Annotated in this window: 18 protein-coding genes; 10 read left to right on the top strand and 8 right to left on the bottom strand. The window is 66.2% G+C overall.

Annotated elements, in window-relative coordinates:
• Positions 1 to 18 precede the first annotated feature (18 nt).
• Positions 19 to 1305, top strand: coding sequence for an aminotransferase class I/II-fold pyridoxal phosphate-dependent enzyme (locus tag ACFWUP_RS24975; RefSeq protein WP_379238213.1), 1287 nt, complete (start codon positions 19 to 21; stop codon positions 1303 to 1305).
• Between the two features lie 6 nt (positions 1306 to 1311).
• On the opposite strand, the gene ACFWUP_RS24970 is transcribed toward ACFWUP_RS24975, so the two are convergent.
• Positions 1312 to 2115 carry a methyltransferase domain-containing protein gene (locus ACFWUP_RS24970; RefSeq protein WP_379238211.1) on the bottom strand — a complete coding sequence of 268 codons (804 nt, stop codon included), beginning with the start codon at positions 2113 to 2115 and terminating at the stop codon, positions 1312 to 1314.
• Positions 2116 to 2191: 76 nt separating this feature from the next.
• Here ACFWUP_RS24970 and ACFWUP_RS24965 point away from each other — a divergent pair, with 76 nt between their 5' ends.
• The 3 genes from ACFWUP_RS24965 (at position 2192) to ACFWUP_RS24955 (ending at position 5209) form a co-directional block, all read left to right on the top strand.
• Positions 2192 to 2770 carry an HhH-GPD-type base excision DNA repair protein gene (locus tag ACFWUP_RS24965; RefSeq protein WP_379238209.1) on the top strand — a complete coding sequence of 193 codons (579 nt, stop codon included), beginning with the start codon at positions 2192 to 2194 and terminating at the stop codon, positions 2768 to 2770.
• Positions 2771 to 2874: 104 nt separating this feature from the next.
• A complete protein-coding gene (locus ACFWUP_RS24960) occupies positions 2875 to 3573 on the top strand; it encodes a hypothetical protein (protein WP_379238208.1) in 699 nt (232 codons plus the stop codon).
• Positions 3574 to 3934: 361 nt separating this feature from the next.
• Positions 3935 to 5209: an ROK family protein gene (locus ACFWUP_RS24955; RefSeq protein WP_379238206.1), complete on the top strand. Its 1275-nt coding sequence runs from the start codon at positions 3935 to 3937 to the stop codon at positions 5207 to 5209.
• Positions 5210 to 5409: 200 nt separating this feature from the next.
• On the opposite strand, the gene ACFWUP_RS24950 is transcribed toward ACFWUP_RS24955, so the two are convergent.
• Complete coding sequence (locus ACFWUP_RS24950) at positions 5410 to 7032, bottom strand: DUF2207 family protein (RefSeq protein ID WP_379238204.1); 1623 nt, start codon at positions 7030 to 7032, stop codon at positions 5410 to 5412.
• A gap of 283 nt (positions 7033 to 7315) precedes the next feature.
• On the opposite strand from ACFWUP_RS24950, the gene ACFWUP_RS24945 reads away from it, so the two are divergent.
• Positions 7316 to 8224: a neutral zinc metallopeptidase gene (locus ACFWUP_RS24945; protein ID WP_379238202.1), complete on the top strand. Its 909-nt coding sequence runs from the start codon at positions 7316 to 7318 to the stop codon at positions 8222 to 8224.
• 133 nt (positions 8225 to 8357) lie between these two features.
• Here the strand turns inward: ACFWUP_RS24945 and ACFWUP_RS24940 are convergent, their stop codons facing one another.
• Both ACFWUP_RS24940 and ACFWUP_RS24935 read right to left on the bottom strand, forming a co-directional pair.
• Positions 8358 to 9623: an ammonium transporter gene (locus ACFWUP_RS24940; RefSeq protein WP_379238200.1), complete on the bottom strand. Its 1266-nt coding sequence runs from the start codon at positions 9621 to 9623 to the stop codon at positions 8358 to 8360.
• Between the two features lie 66 nt (positions 9624 to 9689).
• Complete coding sequence (locus ACFWUP_RS24935; protein WP_379238198.1) at positions 9690 to 10514, bottom strand: hypothetical protein; 825 nt, start codon at positions 10512 to 10514, stop codon at positions 9690 to 9692.
• A 444-nt stretch (positions 10515 to 10958) separates the two neighbouring features.
• On the opposite strand from ACFWUP_RS24935, the gene ACFWUP_RS24930 reads away from it, so the two are divergent.
• The 4 genes from ACFWUP_RS24930 to ACFWUP_RS24915 all read left to right on the top strand — a co-directional run bounded on the left by ACFWUP_RS24930 (position 10959) and on the right by ACFWUP_RS24915 (position 18883).
• A complete protein-coding gene (locus ACFWUP_RS24930; protein WP_379238196.1) occupies positions 10959 to 13727 on the top strand; it encodes a DNA polymerase III subunit gamma and tau in 2769 nt (922 codons plus the stop codon).
• A gap of 189 nt (positions 13728 to 13916) precedes the next feature.
• Positions 13917 to 15131, top strand: coding sequence for an acetyl-CoA C-acetyltransferase (locus ACFWUP_RS24925; protein WP_379238194.1), 1215 nt, complete (start codon positions 13917 to 13919; stop codon positions 15129 to 15131).
• Positions 15132 to 15171: 40 nt separating this feature from the next.
• Complete coding sequence (locus ACFWUP_RS24920; RefSeq protein WP_379238192.1) at positions 15172 to 17334, top strand: 3-hydroxyacyl-CoA dehydrogenase NAD-binding domain-containing protein; 2163 nt, start codon at positions 15172 to 15174, stop codon at positions 17332 to 17334.
• A 223-nt stretch (positions 17335 to 17557) separates the two neighbouring features.
• Positions 17558 to 18883, top strand: coding sequence for a PIN-like domain-containing protein (locus ACFWUP_RS24915; RefSeq protein WP_379238190.1), 1326 nt, complete (start codon positions 17558 to 17560; stop codon positions 18881 to 18883).
• A gap of 31 nt (positions 18884 to 18914) precedes the next feature.
• Here ACFWUP_RS24915 and ACFWUP_RS24910 read toward each other — a convergent pair whose 3' ends face one another.
• From ACFWUP_RS24910 to ACFWUP_RS24895, 4 genes are all read right to left on the bottom strand, one after another.
• A complete protein-coding gene (locus tag ACFWUP_RS24910; RefSeq protein ID WP_379238188.1) occupies positions 18915 to 19793 on the bottom strand; it encodes a nucleotidyl transferase AbiEii/AbiGii toxin family protein in 879 nt (292 codons plus the stop codon).
• Positions 19790 to 20392 carry a hypothetical protein gene (locus tag ACFWUP_RS24905; RefSeq protein WP_379238186.1) on the bottom strand — a complete coding sequence of 201 codons (603 nt, stop codon included), beginning with the start codon at positions 20390 to 20392 and terminating at the stop codon, positions 19790 to 19792. Before ACFWUP_RS24905 ends, ACFWUP_RS24910 begins: the two co-directional genes overlap by 4 nt.
• Before the next feature lie 247 nt (positions 20393 to 20639).
• Positions 20640 to 21005 carry a cupin domain-containing protein gene (locus tag ACFWUP_RS24900; protein ID WP_379238185.1) on the bottom strand — a complete coding sequence of 122 codons (366 nt, stop codon included), beginning with the start codon at positions 21003 to 21005 and terminating at the stop codon, positions 20640 to 20642.
• Positions 21006 to 21134: 129 nt separating this feature from the next.
• Positions 21135 to 21872 (bottom strand): hypothetical protein, encoded by a 738-nt coding sequence (locus ACFWUP_RS24895; protein ID WP_379238183.1) that lies wholly within the window; start codon positions 21870 to 21872, stop codon positions 21135 to 21137.
• 132 nt (positions 21873 to 22004) lie between these two features.
• On the opposite strand from ACFWUP_RS24895, the gene ACFWUP_RS24890 reads away from it, so the two are divergent.
• Positions 22005 to 23087, top strand: a complete 1083-nt coding sequence (locus tag ACFWUP_RS24890; RefSeq protein WP_379238182.1) for an esterase-like activity of phytase family protein — start codon at positions 22005 to 22007, stop codon at positions 23085 to 23087.
• Positions 23088 to 23205 lie beyond the last annotated feature (118 nt).

The following is a 23205-nucleotide window of genomic DNA, read 5'->3' as shown; positions in this document are numbered from 1 at the left end:
TTCGAAAGGCTGCCCAGGATGCCCCGGCAAACGCAGATCGGTTTGATGAGCCACGAGGAACTCGTGTCCGAGCACGAGTCCCAGACCGCGAATTACGCGACGCTCCAGACCGAGAAGCTCACGCTGGATCTCACCCGAGGTAAGCCATCGCCGGAACAACTCGACCTGTCCTCGTCGCTGCTCTCGCTCCCCGGCGACGGCGACTTCCGCGACGGCTCGGGCACCGACTGCCGCAACTACGGTGGCCTCACCGGCCTGCCCGAACTGCGCGCGATCTTCGGCGAACTGCTCGGCATCGGAGTCGACCAACTGCTGGCGGGCAACAACGCCAGCCTCGAGATCATGCACGACATCATCGCGTTCTCGATGCTCTACGGCACCCCCGATTCCTCGCGCCGCTGGGTCGACGAGCCGATCAAGTGGCTGTGTCCGGCCCCCGGCTACGACCGTCACTTCGCCATCACCGAGGCGCTGGGCATCGAGATGATCACCGTCCCGATGCGCCACGACGGCCCCGACACCCACGCCATCGCCACCCTGCTCGCCAACGATCCGCAGATCAAGGGCCTGTGGGCGGTGCCGAACTACTCCAACCCCACCGGCGTCGTCTTCTCCGAAGAGGTTGTCCGCGAACTGGTTTCGATGCCGGCCGCGGCACCGGACTTCCGCCTGTTCTGGGACAACGCCTACGCGGTGCACCCGCTCACCGATACCGCGGCCCCGGTCGTCGACGTGCTCGGCCTCGCCGCGGCGGCGGGCAACCCGAACCGTCCGCTGGTGTTCGCTTCCACCTCCAAGATCACCTTCGCCGGTGCGGGTGTGAGCTTCTTCGGCGCGTCGAAGGCCAACATCGACTGGTACCTGGGTCACGCCTCGAAGAAGAGCATCGGCCCCGACAAGCTCAACCAGCTGCGGCACCTGCGCTTCTTCACCGATGCCGAGGGCGTGCGCGAGCACATGCAGAAGCACCGCGCTCTGCTCGAACCCAAGTTCGCGCTGGTGCGCCGCATTCTGGAAGACCGCCTCGGCGCGTCGAAGGTGGCGTCGTGGACCGAGCCCAAGGGCGGCTACTTCATCAGCCTCGACGTGCTCGACGGCACCGCCGCCCGGGTGATCGCCCTGGCCAAGGACGCGGGCATCGCGCTCACCGCCGCGGGCTCGGCCTTCCCGTACGGCAAGGACCCCGAGGACAAGAACATCCGCATCGCCCCCAGCTTCCCGCAGCTGCCGGAACTGGAAAAGGCGATGGACGGGCTGGCCACGTGCGTGCTGTTGGCGGCCACCGAGAAGCTGCTCGAAGGCTGAAGCCCGCTAGGCCTTGTGGGCCAGGGCGCCGAACAGGGTGACCGAGATGTGGATGTCGCCTCGGTCGGCGCCCGCTTGCAGGTCGGCGAGGAGTTGGTCGCGTTCGGCGGCGGTGATCACGCCGCGCAGGGCGGCGAGGTCGGCGATTCGGCGGACCAGGGCGCCCGCGCCGACGGTGCGGTCCTGGACCAGCGCGTGCGAGCCGATTTCGTCGACCCGCAGCCCCGCTCCGGTGAGCAGGCCGGCGAGCCGACGACCCGAGAGCGGGTTGGTGGTCGACGAGATGAGGGTGTCGATCACCGCGCGCACCACCCTGGGGTTGCCGGGATGCACGATCGCGGTCGCCCAATCGCAGTCCACCACCACCGCGCGCCCGCCGGGACGCAGCACCCTGGCGATCTCGCCTGCCGCCCGCGCGGGTGCGGTGAGGTGCTGGAACACCCGTTCACACAGCACCGCGTCGAAGGTGTCGGCGCCGAACGGCAGTCCATAGGCGTCGCCGGAGACGAACGTCGCGCGCGAGCCGGACTCGACCGCGCGCCGCTGTGCGGAGGCGAGCAGATTCGGATCCGGCTCGACCCCGACAGCGGTGCCGTCGGACCCGACTTCCTCGGCGAAGGTGAACACCTCCGATCCGGTGCCCGACCCGATATCGAGGGCACTCTCGCCGGCCCGCAGCGCCAGCGCGGTATGACTCCACGCGCCGAGCGTGCGCATGCCGGGTTGGGTGACTTCCAGATCATGGGCGTCGATCAGCTGATCGCGGGCCGCTTGGTCGAAGCGGGCCGGTCGCGGGGTGTAGTCGGTCATTCGCACCGCCAGTGTGGGAGCAGGCCTCGTGAGCATGGTCTCAGAGGGTACTGGTGAGATGTGTCACCATGACTGTATGACTCGCACACTGTGCCTCGCGCAGGAATCCGAGGCCGACGAACTGCTCAGCACCGACGACTTCGCGCTGCTGCTGGGAATGCTGCTCGATCAGCAGTACCCGATGGAGCACGCGTTTCGTGGGCCGCGCAAACTCGCCGAGCGGATGGGCGGGTTCTCGCTGCGGCAGATCGCCGAAGCGGATCCGGCCGAGTTCGAGGAACTCGCGGCCACCCCGCCCGCGATTCACCGATACGGGCGGTCGATGGCGCGCCGGGCGCAGGCGCTGGCCCAGTATGTGATCGAGCATTACGACGGTGTCCCCGCGCAGATCTGGACCGAGGGCGACCCCGACGGCAAAGAGGTGCTGCGCCGGTTGCAGGACCTGCCGGGGTTCGGGGCGCAGAAGGCGAAGATCTTTCTCGCGCTGCTCGGCAAGCAACGTGGCGTGCAACCGGAGGGGTGGCGCAAGGCCGCTGGTTCCTATGGCGATGACGGGTCGCGGCGCTCGGTTGCCGATGTCGTCGACGCCGAAACGCTTTCGGAAGTAAGGGAATTCAAGAAACAGGCCAAGGCCGCCGCCAAGACATCCAAGTGAATTCTTAGTTAAGATCTAGCTGCTTTTTTCCCTCGTCACGGGGGTGGAACTGCTCGAAGCTTGCTTCTCGAACAGCTCCACAACAGATGAGGGATGGCAGTTTTATGAAGATGAGGAAGTTCGCCGTTGTCGCGGCGCTCCTGACCGTGGCTACCGGCATCACCGCCGGCACGGTCAACGCCGCGCCGGTCGAAGAAGCCGCCCCGATCAACTACACCGCCGAGGTCGTCGACGGGTCCAATGCCGTGATCACCACCGACGCGGGTTCGCTCGTCGCCGAGGACGGCCAGTTCAAGATCAAGGCCGCCGACGGCAAGACCGTTGCCTCGACCGCGCTGTCCTACCAGCTCGATGACTACGTGCTGCCGATCATCGCCGAGATCTCGGGCAACACCGCGACCCTGACTCCGGTGACCGACCCGGCGCAGGCCGTCTACAAGCCCGTCGCCCTTCCGTACGAGGACAAGGCGCCGTGGAAGACCGAGTACGAGCGTGAGCAGGCCGCCTGGAGCCGCCTGACCTCCACCATCTCTATGGGCGCCACCGTCGGCACCCTGGTCGGCGGCCTCGCCGGTGCGGCCATCGGCTGCGTCGCCGGTGCGCTCGCGGGCACCGTCGTGACCGCCGCGCTGGCCACCCTGTTCGGTGCGGGCCCGGTCGTCGGCTGCATCGCGGGTGCGGGCGCTGTCGGCTTCATCGGTGTGCTGATCGGTCAGATCTTCGTGACCGGCCCCGTCGCGATTGCGGCCGCGGTGCAGTACTTCACCACGATCAACCAGCCGTTCGTCGCCCCGGCAAAGTAGGTCCGATCGAGTCGTCGAAACCCCCTGTAGGAACATCGGTTCCCGCAGGGGGTTTTCGTGTACCGCCATTGCGCCTGTCCCGCACTCCGCTGACCTGCGGCGATGATGTGCCGCAGCGCACAATTCGCCGGTTCGGCTTGGATGGGTGCGGATTCGGTGTTAACTTGATTGTTATGTCCGGCAACGATCTCACCGCCCAGCGGGTCACCTACGTGACCGCCGCTCTGGGTCTGCGGTTGCCGTTGACGCGTGAACTGTGTCGTTCCTGCCACTGCGGCTGAGCCCTTCCGGCTCCTGCGCCGCCACGTTATACGTGTAGGCAATCCCGTTGGGACAACGGGATTTCAGCAAGGAACTTCATATGTCTGCTCCTATCATCGACCGCCCCTCCGCTCGGACCGGCGCCGGTCGTCCTCGAGTCTCCCGACCTGTCGTGCCGCCGGAACTGCGGCTCGGCGACAACCCCGCCGCCGCCGTGCTGCGGACCGCGGCCTCCGGCCCGATCTCGCGCGACAATGCCGCTCGGGCAACGGGTTTGAGTATCGCCACCGTGAATCGGCAAGTGGCAGCGCTGCTTTCGGCGGGACTGCTGCGTGAGCGGGCCGATCTCACCGCCGCCGGTGCGGTCGGCAGGCCGCGGGTGCCGTTCGAGATCGATCACGACGCGTATCTGACGCTCGGCATCCACATCGGCGCCGAGGCGACGAAGATCGTCGCCGCGGATCTGCGCGGACGCATTCTCGGCGGGCTCGCCATCGCGACGCCGCAGACCGGGCAGGAATTCGCGGTCACCACTGTCGCTCGCAGCGCCAAGGCGTTCCTGCAGCGGTGGCACCGGCGGACGCCGCTGTGGGCGGGTGTCGCGATCGGTGGGCGGGTGGATACGCGCAGCGGTGTGGTCGACCATCCGAAGCTGGAATGGGCGGGCGCACCGATCGGGCAGGTGCTCGGTGATGTGCTCGAGCTGCCGGTTTCCGTCGCACCGCACGTCGAGGCGATGGCGGCTTCGGAGCTGCTGCTGCCGAGCTTCGATGCACGCAGGCCCGAGCCTGAGCTTCCCGCCGCTCAGCACGGCAGCAGCCTCTACTTCTACGTTCGTGAGACCGCGGGCATCGCGGTCACTCTCGACGGTCGGGTCCATACGCCGAGCAACGGTCCCGGTTCGATCGCGCATCTGCCGACGGGCTCCGACGTGCAGTGCACGTGCGGGCGGCGCGGGTGCTTGGAAGTGACCGTCGGTGACCGGGCGCTGCAGGCTCGGGCCGTGGGCCGCGGAATCATTCCGGCGCACAACGGAACCGCGGGGACGACGATCAACGATCTGTATCGGGCGGCGGAGTCCGGATCCGAGTCGGCGCGGGAACTGCTCGCCGAGCGGGCGACGATGCTCGGACAGACTGTCGCGCTGGTGCGCGACATGTTGAACCCGGATCGAGTTGTGCTGGGCGGGCAGGCGTTTACGGGGTACCGGCCTGCGCTGGGGCATGTGGCTCGGGCGTTTTCGCAGAGTACGCAGTTGCCGGCTACGGATATTCGGATCAGTGGATTCGGGGGGAAGGTGCAGGAGTTCGCGGCGGTGGTTACTTCGTTGAGTGCGCTGTACGCGGATCCGTTGGCGGCTGTGCGCCGGGTTTAGTTCCGGGGTTGTGGCAGGGCTCCGGCGTTTGGGTAGTCCCAGAGGTTTGACGCTGTGTTTATTGGAGCGCTGGCGCGCTCGAGTCGCGGCCCCGAGAGGCCGCGACCGGCCACTGCGTGGCCGCTGCTCCCTATGGGTCGCAGGTGGGGTTGGGTTGTGCGGTTATGGCGGATTCGGGGTTTTACGGGGTGGCTTGCTGTTCAGCGCGGGTTAAAAGCGGATTCCAGTGCTGTGATGAAGAAGGGGAATTGGGAGGCGAAGCGGTGGAGGTTGGGGTCTTGGTCGTAGCCGGCGAACCAGTAGAGGCCTGGTTGTGAGTCGGCGGCGGGGTTCATGTCGCGGAAGGTGCGGATCCAGTTGTCTGCTCGGCCGCTGATCACTGTGTAGGGGAGGGCGCGGGAGAAGATCGTTTCCTGGTCGATGGGCGGGATGCGGTCGCGGGTGACCGTGTCGAGGCCGCGGTGCATGGCACGGATGCGGCCTGCGACGGTGTCGCCCAAGGGGGTTCGAACGGGGAGGTAGTTGGGGAGCAGCATCGCCGCGCCGCCTGCGAGGGCGATGGCGACGCCGACCAGGGCGTGGCCCGCGGTGAGGGCGAGGGCGAGGGTGACGGCCAGGCCGAGTGCGATCAGGGCGGCGCCGATCCAGCGGGGGAGGGCACGCTGTTTCGGATCGGCGAAGGCGCCGGTGGCCACGGCATCGTTGCGCATGGCGGCGCGGATCGGTTCCAGTTCCAGGCGGCCGGGGGCGCGCAGTTCGCGGACGGCGACGGTGTCGGTGCCCTCGGGCAGCAGCATGTCGTAGACGACGCGTTCGTATTCGCGTAGCTGGTCGTCGGGGGCGTTGACGCGGCTGATCCGCCAATCGTCCTCGCCGCGTGCGTTCACGGGGGTGATCCACAGGTAGCGGCGGACGGCGAGATCGACGACGGTGGCGGCGATGTCGACCGGGTCGGCGTGCTCGTCGATGATCAGGCCCGCTTCACCGGGCAGCACACCATCGGGGGTGGTGAACTCGACCCGGTCGCCCTGCTGGATCAGCGGGTCGAAGGTGTCGCTGCTCGCGATCGCGGTGGCGGCGCGCTTGCGGGCCAGCAGCACGTAGGCGATCATGCCGACCAGCGCGAGCAGGAAGGCGCCGAACGCGACGAACACGGGCGTGGTGAAGGCGAACGGGCCCGTGCCGCCGCCGCGCACATCGGCATTCGCGGGCACGGTGCCGGGCGGCATCTGCAGGGTGAGGTCGATGGCGTCGCCCTTGCGCAGGTCCGTTTGGTACAGGTACATCACGCCGTCGGGTTCGGTGCGGACGTCGGCGCACGGCTTGGCATTACCCGCGGAGCCGAGTTTGCAGTCCACGATGCCCATTTGGAACGTCGGGCTGATCACCGAGACATCGAGCACGGCGATATCGGCATTGAGCACGCCCAGCCAGTGGAACACCTGGGTGCCCGGCATGTCGGAGACGGTGTTGTGCACCGTATACGTGAACTTCGATTCGCCGGGCTTCGCCTCGACGATGAACTGGTCGTTCGCGGTGGTCGCCGTGCCCGCGCCGCTCTGGGTCACATCGGTGACCTTGAAAACCCGCTCGACATCGTCACCGACCTTGAGGCGCAACGGCAGCGACATCGTGAAATTTCCGTCGGCGGGCACCACGACAGTTTCGATGACCTCGAGCACACCGGTTTCGGTCAGCGTGAGATCGGCGGTGATCGAAACACCGGTGGTCACGGGCTCCGTGTGGGCGACCGGCGCGGCCACGAGCAAACCCGCCGCGGCGAGCAGCAGCGCGCCTACGGCGCCCCCCCGAAAAGTCAGCATGGGTGCTTACTCTAGACAGCTTGCTATTCTGCGTCAGCGGCTGTCGATCACAATACTCATGAGACGAGGGGGGTACGGGGGAGTGACTCAACCACCGTACGGTTATGGGCCGAATGGTCCAGGTGGACGACCGGTTCCACCACCTCCTGGCTATGGTCCGCCTCCTGGATACCGGCCGCAACCCGGATATGGGCCGCCACGTTATCCACAGCCGCAAAGTTATCCACAGGGTTACGGCCAGCGTCCGGCCTATGGTCCGCCGCCGGGATACCGGCCACCGCCCATGCCCTACGGGCCGCCGGGCAGGCCGACTCCGCCGCCACGTAAGCGCGGCGGCGGCTTCACCTCGGTGATCCTGCTGCTCATCTTCCTGCTGGTCGGCGGCCTGGTGAAATACGCCGTCAACACCGGCGTCGACCTCGGGATCGGCGCGATCGGCCCGAAACCGACCACCACCTACAACCCCCAACCCGGCACCGCACCCGCCGCGACCAGCGACAACCCGCTGCTCACCGACTCCGACGGCACCCTGGTCCCCGCAGCGTGCGACTACGCGCCATGGGGCACCCAGGTCGACAAGGCCCGCGCCTTCTTCGAGTCGGCCGCGACCTGCCTCGAATCGGCGTGGAAGCCCCTGCTGGCCGAGAACAACCTGCCCTTCGAGTCGCCGACACTGAGCGTCACCGCGACCACCGACGGCATCACCACCCCGTGCACCGGATCGACAAGCAACTTCGCCGCCTTCTACTGCCCGGCGAACAAGACCATCTACATGCCGATCAGCCAGCTGCAGACCGAGCAGTTCCGCGACAACTGGGTCGTGTACCTGTCGGTGTTCGCGCACGAGTACGGCCACCACGTGCAGGCCCAGTCGGGCATCCTGCGCAAGGCGAACAGCGAGCGCGTCGACGCGGGCGCCCGCTCGGACAAGGGCCTCGAGCTCTCGCGTCGAGTCGAGTTGCAGGCCAACTGCTTCGACGGCATGTTCATCGCCTCCTCGAAGGGCGGCGGTTCGCTGACGTCGTCGCAGGTCACCGTCGCCACCCGGGATTCCTACGGCCGCGGCGACGGCCCCGGTGACATGCGCGACCATGGCACCGCCGAGCACGGTGGCCAATGGTTCGAAACAGGCCTGACCAACCTCACTCCCAGCTGCAACACCTTCACGGCAGCTGTCGGCGAGGTGAGCTGAGGTTCCGGCAATGTTCGGCGAGCACATGGGTAACTCGTCGGGAACGGGGTAACTCACCTCATGCCGAACAGCCGGTCGCCAACGCTGCCGGACCGGGCACACGAGCCTGGCCTGAATTACGCGGAGAGGCGGACTAGCCTTCGCCGAAGCGGCGCGGCGAACTGCCGTGTACCCCTTCGGCATACGCGGTTTCGGCGTGGAGGGCGAAGTCGATGCCCGCGGTTTCGTCTTCCTTGCTCACACGGAAGCCGATGATCTTGTCGATGCCCTTGCCGAGCACCCACGAGACCGCGAAGGCGTAGGCCGCGACGACCAGTACCGCGACGAGCTGTTTGCCGAGTTGGGCGAAGCCGCCGCCGTAGAGCAGGCCGTTCACGCCGCCGGTCATCACCTGGGTGGCAAGCAGGCCGATCAGGATCGTGCCGACGATGCCGCCGACGAAGTGCACGCCGACCACGTCGAGCGAATCGTCGTAGCCCGCTTTGTGTTTCCAGCCGACCGCGAACGAACACAGCACACCGGCGGCCAGACCGACCACTACCGCACCGAGGGTGTTCACCACGCCGCACGACGGGGTGATCGCGACCAGACCGGCCACCGCACCCGAGGCCGCGCCGAAAGTCGTTGGCCTGCCGTCACGGATCTGCTCGACGATGAGCCAGCCGAGCATGCCGAGACTGCCCGCCACCAGCGTGTTCAGGAAAACCGCCGCCGCGGTTCCGGTGGCGCCGAGCGCCGAACCCGCGTTGAAACCGAACCAGCCGAACCACAGCAGACCGGCGCCGAGCAGCACGAACGGCAGGTTGTGCGGACGCATCGCGTCGATGTTGAAGCCGATCCGCGGCCCGAGCACCAGCGCCAGCGCCAAGGCTGAAGCGCCGGAAGCGATCTCGACCACCAGGCCGCCCGCGTAGTCGAGCGCGCCGAAGTTCAGCAGCCAGCCGTCCGGCCCCCACACCCAGTGCGCGATCGGCGCGTACACGGCCAGCGTCCAGAGCGGCACGAACACCATCCAGCCCGCGAACTTGGCGCGGTCGGCGATGGCGCCCGAGACCAGGGCGGCGGTGAGGATCGCGAACGTCAGCTGGAAGGTGACGAACAGCAGTTCCGGAATCGTGCCGCGGACGGAGTCGGGGTTGATCCCGGCCAGCCCGAAGTGTTCCAGATTGCCGATCAGGCCACCGCCCGCGTCGTCGCCGAACGCGAGGCTGTAGCCGGCCACCAGCCAGACCACGGTGACCAGCGGAATCGCGATGAAGCTCATCATCAGCATGTTCAGCACGCCGGTCGAGCGCACCATCCCGCCGTAGAAAACGGCCAGTGCGGGCGTCATCAACAGCACCATGGCGGTGGCCGCGAGTAGCCAAGCAGTGGCCGCGGGGTCGATCGTTGCGGGCACGGTAACTCCTTTCACGCGTGAGTGCGTCGCGAGAAAGTTACCGAATGCTCACACCCGGTACCTGCGTTAGCCCCGGTTTTCCTTGGCCAGTGCCCGTGCGCCGCGCTTGCCGGGAACGGGCAGGTCATCGCTGTCGGCCAGCCATTCGGCGGTGGTGAGCCAGCGGCGCTGGGCGTGCACGTCGGCCACGTCGAAGAACAGGCGACGGCCGCGATCGTCGCGTGCGTCGCGGGCCAGCACCGCCCAGCTCGGCGGCTTGCCCCGGTCGGCGGTGTGTTCGGCGACGAAGCCCGCGACCAGCTTGCCGACCATGTTGACCGGCTTCTGCGAGACCCGATTGCCGTACTTGGTGGTGTGCCAGCGCCGCGCCGGACACAGCGAACCGGGGCTCGCGTTCGAGGCGATCCAGCCCGCCCGTTGCGCCCGTTCGATGAGCCACAGATGCTTGACCGCCGACGGCGCGATCTCACCGACGCGTTCGGCGATGAGCTCGCACACTTCGGCGTCGGCGAGGATATCGCGCCTGGTGGGGCCGATATTGTGGTCGGTCCAGTGCGCGGCGGCGAGGCGGGCGAGGATGCGCCCGAACTCGTCGATGCTGCGCTGGGCGCGTCGGCCGAGCCGTTCGATCCGCTCGGCCTCGCGGCGCATCTCGTTCTGCGCGGTGAGCGTGCGAATGGCCGCCATCGTCGGCACCTGCCCGCGTTCGAGCAGTTGCAGGATGGCGTCGGCTGTTGCCGGGTCGGCCGCGGCCGCGACGGGTAAGGAGTCGCGTTTGATGTCGAAGTCCTGGGGGCTGATCGCCCGGCTCAGTAGCCCGACCGCGGCGTTGTCGCCTGCGAAGTCGGTGTGGGCCAGCAGAGCGGATGCGATGTCATCACACGACAGCACGGTGAAACGATCCTCCGGTCGGTGCGGTGGGGGAGCGATCGGTGCGCGAAGGTTGTGCCCCGGCCGGGATGAGGGACCGGCCGGGGTCACCAACCTGATGAAGGTTTGGCCACCGAAGTTGCCGAGATCCACGGTAGCCAGGCACTTGCGCCGCTGTCACGACCATTCATGTTTTCGTTACATCCAGTAAGAAGCCGCCAAGCGGGGAATGGGTTTGCATTGCTGGCGCAACCAGGATTGATCGACGGTTCGATGGTGGATTCGCCTCGCGGGTGGCAGTCGATAGCTGGGCCGTTGCATCCGGGGGCATGCTTTGCACCTACGCCGCGTACCGCTGAATTCAATGTGATTTGGATCACAACATGATGACGGCTTCGCTACCGCGCACGGTGCAGTGCCAGCCGCCGACAAACCCTGTCGGACATCCTCGGTAGCCTGTGGGTCGTGGCTCTGTACCGGAAGTATCGACCGGCGACATTCGCGGAAGTAGTGGGTCAGGAGCATGTCACCGACCCGCTGAGTACAGCGCTGGATACCGGACGGGTCAGCCACGCGTACCTGTTCTCCGGGCCGCGTGGCTGCGGTAAGACCTCGTCCGCCCGTATTCTCGCGCGCTCGCTGAACTGCGTGGACGGGCCCACCTCCACGCCGTGTGGCACGTGTTCGTCGTGTGTGGCGCTCGGGCCCGGTGGGTCGGGCAATCTCGACGTGATCGAGCTCGACGCGGCCAGTCACGGTGGTGTCGACGACACCCGTGAGCTGCGCGATCGTGCCTTCTACGCGCCCGCTGAGTCGCGCTATCGGGTGTTCATCGTCGATGAGGCGCACATGGTCACTACGGCCGGTTTCAACGCGTTGCTCAAGATCGTCGAGGAACCGCCTGCGCACCTGATCTTCATCTTCGCCACCACCGAGCCGGACAAAGTTCTGCCGACGATTCGCTCACGCACACACCACTATCCGTTCCGGCTGCTGCCACCCGCCACTATGCGTGGCCTGCTCGGCAAGATCTGCGAGCAGGAGAACGTGCCGGTCGAAGAGGCGGTGTATCCGCTGGTCATCCGGGCCGGTGGTGGTTCACCGCGCGACAGCCTGAGCGTGCTCGACCAGCTGCTCGCCGGCGCCGGACCCGACGGTGTCACCTACCCGCGCGCGGTCTCGCTGCTCGGCGTCACCGACGTCGCCCTGATCGACGACGCGATCGACGCGCTGGCCGCCAACGACGGTGCCGCCCTGTTCAATACGGTCGACTCGGTGATGGAAGCAGGCCACGACCCGCGTCGTTTCGCCGTCGACCTCCTGGAACGCCTGCGTGACCTGATCCTGCTGCGCGCGGTCCCCGACGCCGCCGACCGCGGCCTGGTCTCGGGCCCCGGCGACGTCATGGAACGCATGCGCGACCAGGCCGAACGCCTCGGCCCCGCCACCCTCACCCGCTACGCCGAACTCCTCCACGAGGGCCTCGGCGAAATGCGCGGCGCCACCGCGCCGCGCCTGCTCCTCGAGGTCATCTGCGCCCGCATGCTCCTGCCCTCGGTCTCCGACACCGAGTCCGCGACGCTGCAACGCCTCGAACGCCTGGAACGCGGATTCGCCTCCGGTGCTGTTCCGGCTCCCGCGCGGCCGGGCCCCGCCGCAGGTGAACCGCCTACTGAACGCCCGTCAGCGCCGTCATCGAGCGGCGAAAGCCGCCGCCGAGGCGCGGAACTGCTCGCCGCCGCCCGCGCCGAAAAGGAAGCGGCCGCAGCAAGTTCGACGCCACCGGCCGCTCGCCCTGCGCCCACGCATGAAAACCCGCCTGCGCAAACTGCGCCGGTGGCGGCCGAAGCTCCCGCGCCGCCCGCGCAGGCTGCGCCGCCCGCGCAAACCGCGCCACCGGTGGATGCCGCACCGCCCGGGCGATCCGTGTCGCCGATGGAGGCGGCGGCGCCGCCGCAAGCCGACCGTCCCGCGCAGGCGGCGCGACCCGCGTCGGCGGTGGAAGCTGCATCGCCCACGCAGGCCGAGCGACCAGTGCTGCCGGTGGAGGCCGCACCGCCCGTGCAGGCTGACCGTCCCGCGCAGGCGGCGCGACCCGCGTCGGCGGTGGAAGCTGCATCGCCCACGCAGGCCGAGCGACCAGTACCGCCGGTGGAGGCCGCACCGCCCGTGCCAGCGGCACCGCCCGCGCAGGCGGGGCGACCGGTGCTGCCGGTGGAGGCTGCGCCGCCCGTGCAGGCCGACCGTCCCGCGCAGGCGGCGCGACCCGCGTCGCTGGTAGATGCTGCATCGCCCGCGCAAGCTGCATCGCCCGCGCAGGCTTCGCCGCCGGTGCGCGCAGCAGCAGACACGTCATCGAATACGGAAACGGTTGTGCCCCAAGCACCTTCGGCTCCCGATTCGGTCGCACCTTCTGCCGGAAACCTTCGGCCAGCTGCTGTGTCGGCAGGGTCGGTTGGCGCGAATTCGGTGGAAGTTGAAGCACCACAGGCTGATTCGGCGGCGCCGAACGACCAGCCCGGAGCTGGGCCGGAAAGGCCGGCGGAACCGCAGGTCGGTGCGGCGCAGGGTTCCTCGGCGACCGAGGATCTGGTCGGGATCGTGGATGCGGCCTGGCCAGAGATCAAGGGGCGGGTGCGGGAGTTCGGGGCTACCTTGCAGGCCTTGTTGTCGGGGGCGGCGGTGTCGCGGGTGGATGGCAACACGATTGTTTTCGCGCATCAGAGTCCGCCGTTGGCGCAGCGGTTGTCCGATCCGCGCAATATCGAGGCGGTGCGGTCGGCGGTGCGGGCTGTGCTCGGGCGGGAGCTGGATGTGCGCTGGGAGACCGGTGCGCCCGCGCCGCGTCCTGCGCCCGCCGCGAAGGCTGGGCCCGCGCGGGCTTCGGGGAGTCCGGAGAGCAAGCCCGCGGGCAGGCCGAAGTTCTCGCGGCCGAGTCAGGCCGGTGGCGGACAGTCGGCTAACCGGACCAACCGGCCTGCCGACGACGACATTCCGCCGCCCGATTTCCCCGACCTACCTGACGACCCCGGTCCGGACGACTCCCCGGAGTCCCGGTCCGCCGCCGATTCCGCGCGCGCTGCGGCCGTGCTCGGACCGCCTACACCAGAGGAGGAACGGGAGATGCTGGCCGCCGCGGCGGTGCCGGTGGCCCCTGGTGACCGTCAGGACCCGGACGAGGTCGCGCTGGCGTTGCTGCGTGAACAGTTCGGGGCAAAGAGTCTGGATGGTTGACAGTGGCCGTCCGCACCGCGTTAAGTTAACCGGAGTTCGCACACCACGGTAGTATGAACGGGTGGCCGGGATCGTCGGAAGAGCATGGTTCTATGCTCCGCTGGTGCTTGCCGGGATTTGTACGGCATCGAGGCGAAAGGCCCTGGTGTTCGTGCGGCCACCGCACCCCAAGGAAGGAAACACTCCGATATGACCACAGAGGCCTACATCTACGAGGCCATCCGCACTCCGCGCGGCCGCGGCAAGAAGAACGGCTCGCTGCATTCGGTCAAGCCGATCGATCTGACTGTTGGTCTGATCCAGGAGCTGCGTAACCGTTTCCCTGACCTCAACGAGGATCAGATCTCCGACGTCATCCTCGGTGTTGTCACCCCTGTCGGTGACCAGGGCATGGACATCGCCCGCACCGCGGTCACTGCGGCCGGCCTTCCCGACACCGTCGGTGGCTTCCAGCTCAACCGCTTCTGTGCTTCCGGCCTCGAGGCCGTGAACCTGGCCGCGCAGAAGGTTCGCTCGGGCTTCGACGATCTGGTGATCGCCGGTGGCGTCGAGTCGATGTCGCGCGTGCCGATGGGCTCCGACGGCGGCGCGTGGGCACTCGACCCGGCCACCAACTACGACGGCTACTTCGTGCCACAGGGCATCTCGGCCGACCTGATCGCCACCATCGAGGGCTTCTCCCGCGATGACGTCGACGCCTACGCCGTGCGCTCGCAGGACCTGGCCGCCGCGGCGACCACCGGCGGCTACTTCGCCAAGTCGATCGTGCCCGTCAAGGACATCAACGGCCTTGTCGTGCTCGACAACGACGAGCACATGCGCCCCGGCACCACCGCCGCCGACCTCGGCAAGCTGAACCCGGCCTTCGCCGGCATCGGTGAGATGGGTGGCTTCGACGCGGTCGCGCTGCAGAAGTTCACCTACATCGAGAAGATCAACCACGTCCACCACGGTGGCAACAGCTCGGGCATCGTCGACGGCGCCGCCCTGCTGCTGATCGGTTCGGAGGAGGCCGGTAAGGCTTCCAACATGACCCCGCGTGCGCGCGTCGTCGCGACCGCCACCTCGGGTGCCGACTCGACCATCATGCTGACCGGCCCCACCCCGGCCGCCAAGAAGGCGCTGGCCCTGGCCGGTCTGACGATCGAGGACATGGACCTCGTCGAGATCAACGAGGCCTTCGCCTCGGTGGTGCTGAAGTTCCAGAAGGACCTGAACGTCCCGGACGAGAAGCTGAACGTCAACGGTGGCGCGATCGCGATGGGTCACCCGCTGGGTGCCACCGGCGCGATGATCACCGGCACGGTGCTCGACGAGCTGGAGCGTCGCAACGGCCGCTACGGCCTGATCACGCTGTGCATCGGTGGCGGCATGGGTGTTGCCACCATCATCGAGCGTGTCTGATCCCCGGCCGAAAACTTCTCACAGGAGAGAACGAAACACTATGACTGACAACATCATCGGCTGGGAGAAGGACGCCGACGGCGTGGTCGTCCTCACCATCGACGACCCCAGCCAGGGCGCCAACACCATGAACGACGCGTACATCACCTCGATGGCCGCGACCGTTGACCGCCTCGAGGCGGAAAAGGACGACATCACCGGTGTCGTCATCACCTCCGGCAAGAAGACCTTCTTCGCCGGCGGCGACCTGAAGAACATGATGACGGTCGGCCCGGACAACGCGGCCGAGGTCGCCGAGATGCTCGACGGCGTCAAGGGCCCGCTGCGTCGTCTCGAGCAGCTCGGCAAGCCTGTCGTCGCCGCGATCAACGGCGCCGCCCTCGGTGGTGGCCTCGAGATCGCGCTGGCCACCCACCACCGCATCGCGGCCGACGTCAAGGGTTCGGCCATCGGCCTGCCCGAGGTGTCGCTCGGCCTGCTGCCCGGTGGCGGCGGCGTGACCCGTGTGACCCGCATGCTCGGTCTGCAGAACGCGCTGATGCAGGTGCTGCTGCAGGGTCAGCGTCACCGCGTGACCAAGGCCAAGGAAATCGGCCTGATCGACGAGGTCGTGTCCTCGGTCGACGAGCTGCTGCCCGCCGCCAAGGCGTGGATCGCGGCCAACCCCGAAGCGGCGCAGCCGTGGGACAAGAAGGGCTACCGGATCCCCGGCGGCACCCCGTCCACCCCGGCCTTCGCGGCGAACCTGCCCGCGTTCCCGGCCAACCTGCGCAAGCAGATCAAGGGCACCAACATGCCCGCCCCGCGCGCCATCATGGCCGCGGCGGTCGAGGGCGCGCAGGTCGACATCGACAACGCGCTGGCCATCGAGGGTCGTTACTTCATCAGCCTGCTCACCGGGCCGGTCGCGAAGAACATGATCCAGGCGTTCTTCTTCGACCTCAACCACATCAACGGTGGCGGCTCGCGTCCGTCGGTCGAGGATGTGCCCAAGCGTGACATCAAGAAGATCGGTGTCATCGGCGCCGGCATGATGGGCGCCGGCATCGCCTACGTCTCGGCCAAGGCCGGCTACGAGGTCGTGCTCAAGGACGTCGAGCTCGCCAATGCCGTCAAGGGCAAGGGCTACGCCGAGGCCATCGAGGCCAAGGCGCTCTCGCGTGGCAAGACCACCCAGGAGAAGTCCGACGCGCTGCTGGCTCGCATCACCCCGACGGCCGACGCCAACGATTTCAAGGGCGTCGACTTCGTGATCGAGGCCGTGTTCGAGAACCCGGACCTGAAGAACAAGGTCTTCCAGGAGATCGAGGACATCGTCGACGCCGACGCGCTGCTCGGCTCCAACACCTCGACCCTGCCGATCACCCTGCTCTCGGAGGGTGTCAAGCGCTCCGAGGACTTCATCGGCATCCACTTCTTCTCCCCCGTGGACAAGATGCCGCTGGTCGAGATCATCAAGGGCGACAACACCTCCGACGAGGCGCTGGCCCGGGTGTACGACTACACCCTCGCCATCAAGAAGACCCCGATCGTCGTCAACGACAGCCGTGGCTTCTTCACCTCGCGCGTGATCGGCACCTTCATCAACGAGGCCATCGCGATGGTCGCCGAGGGCGTGGACCCCTCGACGGTCGAGCAGGCCGGCCTGCAGGCGGGCTACCCGGCCGCGCCGCTGAAGCTGAGCGACGAGCTCAACTTCACCACCATGCAGAAGATCGCCAACGAGACTCAGGCCGCGCTCATCGCCGCGGGCAACGAGGATCAGATCAACGCTGCCGCGAAGGCGTCCAACGGCGTCATCAACAAGATGGTCGACGAGTTCGACCGCAAGGGCAAGGCGGGCGGCGCCGGTTTCTACGACTACGTCGACGGCAAGGCCACCGGCATCTGGGAGGGTCTGCGCGAGACCTTCAATTCCAGCCGTGAGCTCCCGGAGGGTGTCACCTTCCAGGACCTCAAGGACCGGATGATGTTCGCCGAGGCCATCGAGACCCAGAAGTGCTTCGACGAAGGCGTGCTCACCAGCACCGCCGACGCGAACATCGGCTCGATCTTCGGCATCGGCTTCCCGGCCTGGTCGGGCGGCTCGCACCAGTTCATCGTGGGTTACCCCGGCGGCCAGGAGGCCTTCGTGGCCCGTGCCGACGAGCTGGCCGCGAAGTTCGGCCCGCGTTTCGAGGTTCCGGCCTCGCTGCGCAAGTAAATCTGTAGGACCGGTTTCGACCGGTGCGGAAGCCCGTCACCTGTTTGGTGGCGGGCTTCCGCCATTGGAGTCGGGTCGCCAGGAGGCAGGCAGAGTTTCGGCTGCCGGTCGGTTCACGCGCAGTATCTCCGGTAGGGGCGGCCGTCCTGATCTTGTCGTCACGAGGAAGTCAGCGAGCTGGAGTTGATCGGGTCCGGTCCGTGGCCGAGTACAGTGTCCAACCATGGGAACACCCAGTGACTCAGCAACTTTCGATACAACTAAAGGTCTCTTTGCTGACTTCTCTGCCTACCGGAACGTGGTCAACGAGGACTATCAAGAGGTTTTCCGCACCGGTATTGTAACGTTCGATACAAATATATTGTTGGATCTGTATCGTCAGCATCGCTCTGCGTCTGATCAACTCTTCAGCGCCATGGAAGCGCTTGGTGATCGACTCTGGATTTCGCACCAGGCGCTGAAGGAATTTCACCGAAATAGGATTGGTGCCGCCGAATCTCCCGCCGACGAGGCGGAAAAGACGACAATCGAACTCGACAAATATCAGGCTGACGCGCTTGTGCGATTTCGACACTGGGCAAAGCGGGTAGGAATATCTGCAGAGCATGAAGCTGGGTTAGCGGCAAAGCTTGCCGAGGGGTTCGAGGCGCTTTATATCGGCATTCAAGATGTCATTGGCGATCATGATCCCGAATCTGCTGTTGATACCGAAACCGATCCCATCGTCCTTCGCCTGGAAGGTATCGTACGGGGTAGGCGCGGCGAGCCAATGGATAGGCCGACCTATGTCCGAGCGGTGGCCGAGGCTGAAAAGCGGGTTCGGGAGAAGATACCTCCAGGATACAAAGATGCCAACAAATCCAAGCGGGACGACGCAGAGGGAGCTGCTGGAGACTATCTGGTCTGGGAGCAGTTCTTGGTCGAGGCTGCGGCACGTGGTGTCGATGGATTGTTGGTCACCGGCGATGCGAAAGAGGATTGGTACAGGAAGGAACGCGGGCAGAACCTAGGACCCAGGAACGAGTTATCAGAGGAGTACCTCAAAAGGACGGGAAAGCGGCTCTTCATGCTTACGGCTGCAAGTTGGCTGCATCACATGAAGCCTCTGATCCAAGCGCTACCTGGAAGTCAGGACGAGGCGACTGTCGATACGACAGTGGATGCACTCGAGCGAAGCATGTCTGACGAGGTTCGAAGTGAACCTGGCTGGAATCGTGTTGGTGTTGTGCGACTTATCGACGAACTGCGGGATGCATATCCAGTGCAGTATGCGGCCATCAGGGAAGCTGGACTGAATGGTGGTTACATTACGCGTGATCAAGTTTACGATCTGGCGAACTACTCACCGAACCGGTCCCTTCGTGGGTTCACTCGTCCTATTCAACGGATAGCAAAAAATCTCAAGGATGAAGAGGTTATTCCCTACTACTCGCAACCGGCCCTCAGTCCGGAATATGACTATTCCGCGACCGGTAATAATCAGGCGGTGGCATTCAGGCTATCGATCGAATTCATGGATATTTATGATGATCTTCGCGATGGCGAATAATCTGAACCGGTTTGCAAATAGTGGCGGTGCATTAATTCCGCTCGGGCTGGTTCTGCTGAGCTAAAGCCATGGTCCAGAAGTTGCGGACCAGGGCGAGGGCTTGTTGCAGATCTGGTCGAGTTGTTGTCAGATCCTCGGCAAGATTCGGGTATTGGTTCACCCACAGCGGTGGGGGCTGGTCGATCTGTTCCGGAACCGAATGTGTGCTGCGGACGGTGAATACGTGCTCGACAACCCGAACAAGGCAGGGATTCGGTTCAAGTCCGTCTTCGATCAGCAGGACCAAGTCGACGAGATCCTTCACCCTGGTGTTGGGTCGGTGTCCGTAGTCGCGGGTGAGCGCGTGCAGTTTTTCCGCGAAGTGCTGGTGGCGGTCAACAGCTTCGATTGTGCCGCAGGCGATTCCAGCGAAGCTCAAAGTTCCGGGCAATCGGAGGCGCTCGGTTCCGGATAGTTCTTCACTGCGGTTGGCGACGTCGAGGCGTACACAGGCAAACTGTCTGCCGCCCAGGTTTGCCTGTACCGAGAACCGCCATGCTGCGCGTCCTGCGGCATCGAGGGCAAGTTCGGTGGGTTGAGACACCTCGAACGAGAACCAGTCACCCCCGACATCCTCGATGAGGCAGTCGATCAGTAGGTCCCGCACGGATTTGCCATCAATGCCCTGCGCACTGAGTGCGAAATCGAGGTCTTTGGTTGCCCTTGCTCTGGGATACAACCGAAACTCCAGGGCTGCACCGCCTTTGAGTATCCATGCGTGGTCTTGATCGGCTGCGAGGCGGGTGGCCAAGCGGTCGAATACCACTCGGCGCCGCAGACGCCCGAGATCGGTACCGCTGTCATCGGCTTCACGCTTGAGCCTGAACTCCAGTGCGGTTCGCAGATCGGATCCGGTGCCGTAGTGTTTCAATGCTCGCCCTCCCGTACTGCTCGTTCAATGGACAGTTCGGCGCGCGGTCCGGCCAGCTGCGCGCGGTGAAGCAGTGATCGTTGGGTGATGATGCCGCGGTGGAGCAGGTCGCTGACAGCGGATGAGATGACATCCTGGTCGGCTTCGGCGAGTGCGGCATCGAGGACTGAGCGGACGGGCGTCGTTACCCGGAAACCGTCGCTGTGCAGGATATCGGTAGGTGGGAGTTCCCCCTTGTGGATTGCGAGCGCGCTGGCAGTCCGCCTATAACCAGGCGGGACGGTCAGGTGCACCTTGGCGGGATTGGCGATTCCCAGGTCATGGACCGCTAGTGCGGTCGTGTGGGAGACGACGGCCTCGCCGCCGCTCCACAGCGTCCATCTCACTAGGTGGTCCGTGTCCTGGCCTGGCAGAGCTAGGAACTCGCGGAGTCGGTATAGAGCGCGGTCGATCTGGATCCAATTACCGTTCCGCTTGTGGAACTGCTGAGCTTGGTAGGTGTAGCCAGCTTTCAGTGCGTCAGCAGCGGTGAAGTAGCCGCGCTGCTTGGCGGCGACTTGCCATAGATTGTTGCGACGTCCGCTCGCGTCTTTGGGCACTGGCATGACGGTACAAGAGCGTTGAACTAAAGTACAGTTTTAGTTTTTTGCAGCAGCCCGCACAAAACTCAATGTCTACTTGAGCTTGTCGAGGGAGCTGGCCACGCGTGCACGAGAACCTTCGTGGCCCGTGCCGACGAGCTGGCCGCGAAGTTCGGCCCGCGTTTCGAGGTCCCGGCCTCGCTGCGCAAAGTAAGTCTGTAGTCGGCAGCGCCCGTCACCTCGTCGAGGTGGCGGGCGTTCGCCGTTATCGGGGCTTGGCGTAGTCGGCGTAGCCCTGCCAGTCGAGCACTACGCACGGCTCGTCGCCGACGACCCAGGCGTCGTGGCCGGGCGGGGCGATCATGACGTCGCCGGGGCCGTATTCCTGTTTCTCACCGTCGTCCATCTGCACCACGAGGTGCCCGGACAGGCAGTAGCCGATGTGCGGGGCCAGACAGCTGTCGGTGCCCGCGATCGGCTTCACGTGCTCACTCCATCGCCAACCGGGTTCGAAGACGGCGCGCCCGACCGGGCCGCTTTCGACGTTGACCAGGTCGAGTCGACCCTTACCTTGCTCGAACGGCCGGGTTTCCTCGGGCGCGTCGAAACTCATGCGTACCAGCGCGGACATGACATCTCGCTTCTGCTCGGATGGTGAGCAGTCGCGTCGTGGTCCACCGCGGAGAGGTACCAGCACGGCCCACAGCCGAGCCCACCGAGGTACAAGTCTTCGCCGATCAGCGCTGGTGCGCAAGGGCCGCTAGCGGAAGCCGATCGCGCCGACGATGTCGCCGTGGCGGTAGCGCAGATACTTCTCGACGAGCGCCGCGTCGACGGCGGCCGTCGCGGTCACCAGGGTGATCACCACGAACTCCTTGGACGAGCTCGCCTTCCACTTGCCGGTCTCGAAGTCGTCGATCATCCCGACAGCTCGGACGTTGAGATCTTTTTCCTCGATCTTGTCGGCCGAGGACTCCGCAGCCGCCGCATCCTTCATCCCCAGCACGAACTGGGTGATCTTCACGGCCCCGCCCTCGGCCGTGAGCAGCAGTTCGCTGGCGTACTGACACCCGAAGCCAGTGAGCTTGCCGCCCTTCTCGACCGGCGCGCAGTTCTTGTGATCGCGCCCCTCGACCCAGTCGGCATGCATCTGGACATCACCGAGCTTGAAGTTCCACGGCCCCTCGTAGTCCGCGTAACCCAACCGCGCCCCGGCCTTGGGCTTCGACGTGGTCGTCGTCGGTTTTCCGGTGGTGGTCGACGACGGCTTACCCGTCGCCGACGCTGCCACCGCAGAACCCGCAACGCTCTTACCCGCCGATACGAGCAGCCCGGCACCGACGATCAGCCCGGCGATCAGCACCAGCACGATGACGATCCACCCGGCATTCGACTTCTTCGGCGGCGGCCCGAGCGGCGGGATCTCCTGCGCGTATGCCGCAGGCTGCTGCGGCTGCCCCCAGGCCGCCGGATGCTGCTGTCCGTGTGGATACGTCATGACCAACCCCCCTTGTCATCCCGACGGCCCCGAGCCCGCCCGGTTCATGCCATCGACCCTACTTTGTGTACGAACCGACAGTTCGGACGGTGTTAACCCTGGGGTGTGCTCGGGTGGATAGCGTTGCGGCCCATGGGACGTCGGGTAGCCGCGGTGATTTTCGGTGCGATGGTGGTCGGGGTGAGCGCGCCAGGGGCGGTTGCCGATCCCGGGGTCCGGGTGCTGGGGGAGCAGGTTGTCGCGCACGACCTGGACTTTCAGGGGACCGTCGTCGGCGGGTTGTCGGGGATCGACTACCTGGCCGATAGCGGGGAATACGTGTTGATCAGTGATGATCGGTCGGAGAAGGGGCCTGCTCGGACGTACACGGCTCGGATTCCGGTGGGGGAGACGGGGATCGGTCCAGTGAGCTTCACGGGCACGTCCCCGCTGCGACGTGCCGACGGGACCGTGTATCCGCCGAAGTCGGTGGATCCGGAAGACATTCGGGTGGACCCGTGGACGGGCGACTACTTCTGGACGCAGGAAGGTGAACGGGCCGGGGGCGTGCTCGCGGATCCGTCGGTGCGCGTCGCGCGGGCCGACGGCGGCTTTGTCGCCGAACTGCCGATGCCGGAAAACCAACGGATGCGGCCTGGTTCGGGTCCTCGCCAGAATCAGGCCCTCGAAGGGGCGACGTTCGCGGCCGGTGGCGCGTTGTTCGTGACCGCGCTGGAGGGGCCGTTGCTCCAGGACGGCCCAGGCGCGACAACGACGGCGGGGGCGACAACGCGGATCACCGTGCAGGCCCGGTTCGGACCGGTGCTGGCGCAGTACGCGTATCCGCTGGAGTCGGTCTTCGCCGAGTCGTACCCGGAACCGGGCCAGTCGAGCAATGGCGTCACCGCGATCCTCGCCGACAACGCGCTCGATCCGTCGCGATTCCTGGTGGTGGAACGGGCTTTCGCCAAGGGCGTCGGTAATCGCGTGCGGATCTTCGAGATCGACACCGCGGCCGCGAGCAATGTGCTCGACGCGCCGATCGCGGGTGCTCGCCCGGTCGCGAAACGACTGGTCGCCGACTTGGCCGACCTCGGGATCGAGGCCGTCGACAATATCGAAGCGATGACGTGGGGCCCGCGCCTGCCCTCGGGTGAACGCACATTGGTGCTGGTCGCGGACAACAACTTCGCCGCCGAACAGCGCACCCAGGTGATCGCGCTCGCGGTGCGCTGAGTTCCGGTTCGGACAACCGTTGCCGCCACAGCGTCGAATCTCCACCCGATAGATGCCGGATCGCGCTAGCTTGGATATATGCGGTGAAGTCGATTCCGCATACCGACCGAAACGCCGG

The organism is Nocardia sp. NPDC058658 (genome assembly GCF_042716665.1).
GTDB lineage: Bacteria > Actinomycetota > Actinomycetes > Mycobacteriales > Mycobacteriaceae > Nocardia.
Note: the sequence above shows the minus strand (reverse complement) of the source record. Positions and strands in the feature narration are given on the sequence as shown.